We start from the raw sequence: 6,145 nt of genomic DNA on the forward strand, positions 1-6,145 counted from the left end.
CCGGAGCCTCCCGCATGAGCACCTGCCTGCCCCCGTCCAGCGTCGCCGTGGTCCTCGGCACCCGCCCCGAGCTGGTCAAGCTCGCCCCGCTGATCCACGAGCTCGGCGACGCCACCCGGCTGGTGCACACCGGCCAGCACTGGGACGAGGCGATGTCCGGCCGCTTCCTGCGCGACCTGGACCTGCCCCGGCCCGAGCTGCTCACCGGCGTCGGCGGCCGCCCCCGGGCCGGCCAGATCGCGCAGTCCCTGGGCCAGCTGGACGCCGCCTTCGCCGAGGACCGGCCCGTCGCCGTGATCGTCCAGGGCGACACCAACGCCACCCTCGCCGGCGCGCTGGCCGCCAACGCCCGGGAGATCCCGCTGGTCCACGTCGAGGCCGGGCTGCGCAGCTTCGACCGGGCGATGCCCGAGGAGCACAACCGGGTGATGGTCGACCACGTCTCGGACCTGCTCTGCGCCGCCACCACGGACAACGTCGCCAACCTGCGCGCGGAGTCCCTGGCCGAGGACCGGATCCGGCTGACCGGCAACACCGTCGTCGAGGTGGTCCGCCGCCGGCTGCCGGACGCGGCCACCCGTGCCGCGCTGCTCGCCGAGCTCGGGCTGCGGCCGGACGGGTACGTGCTGGCCACCGTGCACCGCCCGGAGAACACCGACACCGCCGAGGCACTCGGCTCCGTGCTCGCCGAGCTGGACCGGATCGCCCGGGCCGGCACCCCGGTGCTGTTCCCGATGCACCCGCGCACCCGGGCCGCCGTCGAGCGCTTCGGCCTGGACGGCCTGCTGCAGCGCCTCACCGTGACCGGCCCGGTCGGCTACGCCGACTTCCTGGGGCTGGCGGGCCACGCGGCGCTGCTGGTCTCCGACTCCGGCGGCGTGCAGGAGGAGTGCACCGTGCTCGGCCGCCCCCTGCTGGTGGTGCGCCGCTCCACCGAGCGTCCGGAAGCGGTGGAGGCCGGCTTCGCCGCGCTGGTGGGGCCCGGTGAGGAGCTGGGCGAGCTGGCCCGCGACTGGCTCTCCGACACCCCCGAGCGCCTCACCCGGCTGGCGGCCACCCCCAGCCCGTACGGCGACGGCCTGGCTTCGGCCCGGATCGCCGCGCTGTCCGCCGCGCTCGCCGAAACCGCCGGGGTCCAGGCTCCGGCACTGGCGGCCTGAGGCCGGGCCGGACGGGCCTGGCGCCCTCCTGACAGTCGAATTGGCCTACTCCATCTTTTGAGGCAAGTCCCCTTTCCCGAAAGGGACTTGAGTCGTCGGCGGCTCCCAAGCGCACCATCGACACCCCGTACGGCGCCGGCGGCACCGCCCGCAACACCCGGCCGCCCTGCGGCGGCTGGACCCGGCTGAGCACCGGCTTCACCGCCGGCCCCACCACCACCGGCGTCACCGACGCACTGGACTGCCCGGCGGCCGGCACCGACTGCGGCAGCTACCGGCCGGACACCACCTGGCCGGGCATCGGCGGGGCGATGACCTGGTCCACCGACTGGGACGCCGAGGCCGGCAACCCCGCCGCCGCCACCATCGGCGCCCACCCGCAGACCATGCCGTAGGCGCGGTGCCGCCCGCCGTGAGTTCGGCGGGCGGCCTGCCGCGGGCCCGGGCTCAGACCCCGGCCCGGGCCTCCGGCAGGTGCGCGGCGCCTCCGTGCCGACGGCGCAACTCGGCCGTGATCTCGCCCAGTTCGCCCTCGGGTAGCAGCGGCAGCATCATCGCGACGCCCTGCAGCAGACCGCCCAGCAGGAAGGTGGTGTCGGCCGTCGAGGCGACCAGGCCGCGGACCTCGGCCACCTCGCCGGCCGCCACCGCTTCGATCAGCCGGGCCGCGTCGGCGCTCTCCTCGTCCACCGCGACGGCGCCGGTGTCGGCGGGTGCCCGCCGGGCCATCGCCCGCAGCACCCGGTCGCCGACCTCGGGGGCGTACGCCTTGCGGACGGCCTCGGCGGCGATCCAGGCGAGCAGGGTGGTCACCTCGCGCTCGGCCCGCTCGGCGAACAGCACCTCCAGCTCGTGGTCGAACGCGAGCTGGTTCCCGTGCCGGAAGGCGAGCAACAGGGTCGCCGCCCTGGCCTTGGCCTCCTCGACCGCCTCGGCAGGCAGTTCGTCGGCCAACTCCTCGGTCACCACCACGCCGTGCCCTCCCGTCCGTCACCCATCAGGAACACCCCGCGGAACGCTCAGCAGAAACGCCCTTCGGAAACTCCGTGCACACCGTACACATCCCACCTGCAAACTTCCGCGAACGCGCGCGGGCAAGACCGGAATCAATTCGCTCGGAATAGGACCTCACCCGGTCCAGGATGAATATTCGCCGGAAGGGAGCAATGTTTCTGCGCTATTAGGCGTAACGAAAGCCGCCCCGCGGCGGAACCCGACGCCTGCACCGCGAAACGCCGAGGGGCCGCACCCCGCGCGTCGCGGAGTGCGGCCCCTCACGGACCGGTGCGGGCTCAGCCCTGCGGCAGCGCCGCGAGCTGGGCGGTGAGCCGGGCGATGTCGGCCTCGGCGGCCTCCTGACGGACCTTGATCTTGGCGACCACCTCGTCCGGCGCCTTGGCGAGGAACGCCTCGTTGCCGAGCTTGGCGGTGGTCTGCGCCTTCTCCTTCTCCGCGGCCGCGAGGTCCTTGGCGAGGCGCTTGCGCTCCGCCGCGACGTCGATGGTTCCGGACAGGTCCAGCGCGACGGTGGCACCGGCCACCGGCAGCGAGGCGGTGGCCGAGAAGCCCTCCTCGGGGACGGTCAGCCGCAGCAGCGAGCGGATCGCGTCCTCGTGGGCCTCCAGCGCGGTACCGGCCAGCTCCAGCTTCGCCGGGACGCGCTGGCCCGGCTTGAGGCCCTGGTCCGTGCGGAAGCGGCGGACCTCTGTCACGACCTGCTGCAGCGTGGCGATCTCCGCCTCGGCCGCGGCGTCGCGGAAACCGCTGTCCTGCGGCCAGTCGGCGATGACGACCGACTCGGCGCCGGTGAGCGTGGTCCACAGCGTCTCGGTGACGAAGGGGACGATCGGGTGCAGCAGGCGCAGCGTCACGTCCAGGACCTCGCCGAGCACCCGGCGCGCGGCGTCGGCCTGCGGCCCGCCCTTGGCCAGGGTGGTCTTGGAGAGCTCGACGTACCAGTCGAAGACCTCGTCCCAGGCGAAGTGGTACAGCGCCTCGGAGAGCTTGGAGAACTGGTAGTCCTCGTACAGCCCGTCCACCTCGGCGACGGTGCTGTTGAGGCGCGACAGGATCCAGCGGTCGCTCGCGGTCAGCTCCTCCGGCGCGGGCAGCGGGCCCTCGACGGTGGCGCCGTTCATCAGCGCGAAGCGGGTGGCGTTCCAGATCTTGTTGGCGAAGTTGCGGGCCGCCTGGACCCAGTCCTCGCCGATCGGCACGTCGACGCCCGGGTTGGCACCGCGCGCCAGCGTGAAGCGCAGTGCGTCGGAGCCGTACTTGTCCATCCAGTCCAGCGGGTTGACCACGTTGCCGAAGGACTTCGACATCTTCTTGCCGTTCTGGTCACGGACCATGCCGTGCAGCGCGATGGTGTGGAACGGCGGGGTGCCGTCCATCGCGTAGAGGCCGAACATCATCATTCGGGCGACCCAGAAGAACAGGATGTCGTAGCCGGTGACCAGGACGGAGTTCGGGTAGAACTTCGCGAGGCTGTCGGTCTGCTCCGGCCAGCCGAGCGTGGAGAACGGCCACAGGCCGGAGGAGAACCAGGTGTCCAGGACGTCGGTGTCCTGGTGCCAGCCCTCGCCGCTCGGCGGCTGCTCGTCCGGGCCGACGCAGACGACCTCGCCGTTCGGGCCGTACCAGACCGGGATGCGGTGGCCCCACCACAGCTGGCGCGAGATGCACCAGTCGTGCAGGTTGTCGACCCAGTCGAAGTACCGCTTCTCCATCTCCTGCGGGTGGATCTTGACCTTGCCGTCGCGGACCGCGTCACCGGCGGCCTGGGCGAGCGGGCCGACCTTGACCCACCACTGCATGGACAGCCGCGGCTCGATGGTGGTCTTGCAGCGCGAGCAGTGGCCCACCGAGTGGCTGTACGGGCGCTTCTCGGCGACGATCCGGCCCTCGGCGCGCAGCGCGGCGACGATCGCCGAGCGGGCCTCCAGGCGGTCCAGGCCGAGGAAGGGGCCGTGCACGGTGATGACGGCGTGCTCGTCCATGACGGCGATGTTCGGCAGGTCGTGCCGCTGGCCGATCTCGAAGTCGTTCGGGTCGTGCGCGGGCGTCACCTTGACGGCTCCGGTGCCGAACTCCGGGTCGACGTGGGCGTCGGCGACGATCGGGATCCGGCGGCCGGTCAGCGGCAGCTCGATCTCGGTGCCGACCATGTGCTTGTACCGCTCGTCCTCCGGGTGGACGGCGACCGCGGTGTCGCCCAGCATCGTCTCGGCACGCGTGGTGGCGACGACGATGGAGTTCTCGCCCTCGCCGTAGCGGATCGAGACCAGCTCGCCGTCGTCGTCCTGGTACTCCACCTCGATGTCCGAGATGGCGGTCAGGCAGCGCGGGCACCAGTTGATGATGCGCTCGGCGCGGTAGATCAGCTCGTCGTCGAAGAGCTTCTTGAAGATGGTCTGGACGGCCTGGGACAGGCCCTCGTCCATGGTGAACCGCTCGCGGGACCAGTCGACGCCGTCACCGAGGCGGCGCATCTGGCCGGAGATCTGGCCGCCGGACTCCGCCTTCCACTTCCAGACGCGCTCGACGAAGGCCTCGCGGCCCAGGTCGTGGCGGGACTTGCCCTCCTTGGCGAGCTCACGCTCGACCACGTTCTGGGTGGCGATGCCGGCGTGGTCCATGCCGGGCTGCCACAGGGCCTCGTAGCCCTGCATGCGCTTGCGGCGGACCAGGGCGTCGATCAGCGTGTGCTCGAAGGCGTGGCCCAGGTGCAGGCTGCCGGTCACGTTCGGCGGGGGGATGACGATGGTGAACGGCGGCTTGTCGCTCTTCGCGTCGGCGCTGAAGTACCCACGCTCGACCCAGCGCTCGTACAGCTCGCCCTCTACGTCCGCGGGGGTGTAGGTCGTCGGGAGGGTGGCTGCTTCGTCCCCGGCGGAGGTGCTCACGGGGCGCTGGTTCGTCGTGTCGGTCACGACGCACAGTTTACGTAACCGGGGGGCGGGTCACGAACGGCTTTCGGTCCGTGGACCCGCCGCGCCCGGACGGGCCCCGGAAGGGCCCCGTGCGGTAGCGTGCCCGGGCACTCGTCCGGTCGACCGGACGTGCACGGAAAACTCCACACCAGACAGGCCGCGGGTGCGGCGGGGGAGCACAGAGCAGATGTACGGCCAGGGACAGCAGTATCCGCAGGGACAGCCGCAGCCGCAGCCCTACGGGGGCCAGCCGCAGTACGGCCAGCCGCCGCAGCCGGCCTACGGCGCGCCGCAGCCGCAGCCGCAGCCGCAGTACGGTTACCCGCCGCAGCAGCCCTACGGCGCGCCCCAGCAGCCGTACGGCGCGCCGCCGCAGGCGCCGTACGGTCAGCCGGGCTACCCGGTGGCGCCGCCGCCGAAGGGCAAGGGCGGCCTGGTCATCGGTCTGGTGATCGGCGCGCTGGTGCTGGGCGGCGGCGGCTTCGCCGCCTGGAAGTTCCTCGGCGGCAGCGACCAGGGCGGCAAGTACAAGATCACCGCCCCGCAGACGCTGGCCGACGGCTACGTCCAGAAGTCGGCGAAGGAGCAGGCCGCCGACATGAGCAAGCCCGAGGCGTCCAAGCTCGGCACGGATCTCCACGTCCTGGTGGCCAGTTACAGCAAGGGCTCGGACGCGATGGACACCTTCTCGGTGATCGGCGTCTACGGCGACCTCAACGACCCCGGGCAGATCATCGAGGACTCCAAGAAGGACAGCGGCGGCCTGTCCTTGACGATGACCGACTTCCCGGCGCAGGACGCCAACAACTCCGCGGCGAAGCTCTCCTGCGGCACGTCGACCATGCTCGGCAAGCCCGGCCCGACGATCTGCGTGTGGGCGGACAAGTCCACCACCGGCCGGGTCTCCTTCACCAAGGTCAGCCTGAGCGGCGGCAGCGGCCAGGCGCTCACCGCGGACCAGGCGGCCGCCAAGACCCGGACGATCCGCGACGCCATGGTCGTCGCCAAGTAGCACCGGGGATCACCCGCCGTCACGCGCAGGGGCCCCGCACC

Annotated in this window: 4 protein-coding genes; 2 read left to right on the forward strand and 2 right to left on the reverse strand. The window is 72.2% G+C overall.

What is annotated here, in order from left to right; all coding sequences use genetic code 11:
• The first annotated feature begins 14 nt into the window (after window positions 1-14).
• Window positions 15-1,160 (forward strand): non-hydrolyzing UDP-N-acetylglucosamine 2-epimerase, encoded by a 1,146-nt coding sequence (wecB, locus tag ACFV04_RS30960; RefSeq protein WP_380534004.1) that lies wholly within the window; start codon window positions 15-17, stop codon window positions 1,158-1,160.
• Window positions 1,161-1,607: 447 nt separating this feature from the next.
• Here wecB and ACFV04_RS30965 read toward each other — a convergent pair whose 3' ends face one another.
• Together ACFV04_RS30965 and ACFV04_RS30970 are read right to left on the reverse strand one after the other, a co-directional pair.
• Window positions 1,608-2,132 (reverse strand): hypothetical protein, encoded by a 525-nt coding sequence (locus tag ACFV04_RS30965; protein ID WP_380534006.1) that lies wholly within the window; start codon window positions 2,130-2,132, stop codon window positions 1,608-1,610.
• Window positions 2,133-2,452: 320 nt separating this feature from the next.
• A complete protein-coding gene (locus ACFV04_RS30970; protein WP_380346044.1) occupies window positions 2,453-5,065 on the reverse strand; it encodes a valine--tRNA ligase in 2,613 nt (870 codons plus the stop codon).
• 214 nt (window positions 5,066-5,279) lie between these two features.
• Here ACFV04_RS30970 and ACFV04_RS30975 point away from each other — a divergent pair, with 214 nt between their 5' ends.
• Window positions 5,280-6,104 (forward strand): hypothetical protein, encoded by an 825-nt coding sequence (locus ACFV04_RS30975; protein ID WP_380534008.1) that lies wholly within the window; start codon window positions 5,280-5,282, stop codon window positions 6,102-6,104.
• Window positions 6,105-6,145 lie beyond the last annotated feature (41 nt).

Source organism: Kitasatospora sp. NPDC059599, assembly GCF_042735125.1.
In the GTDB taxonomy this organism is placed as follows: Bacteria; Actinomycetota; Actinomycetes; order Streptomycetales; family Streptomycetaceae; genus Kitasatospora.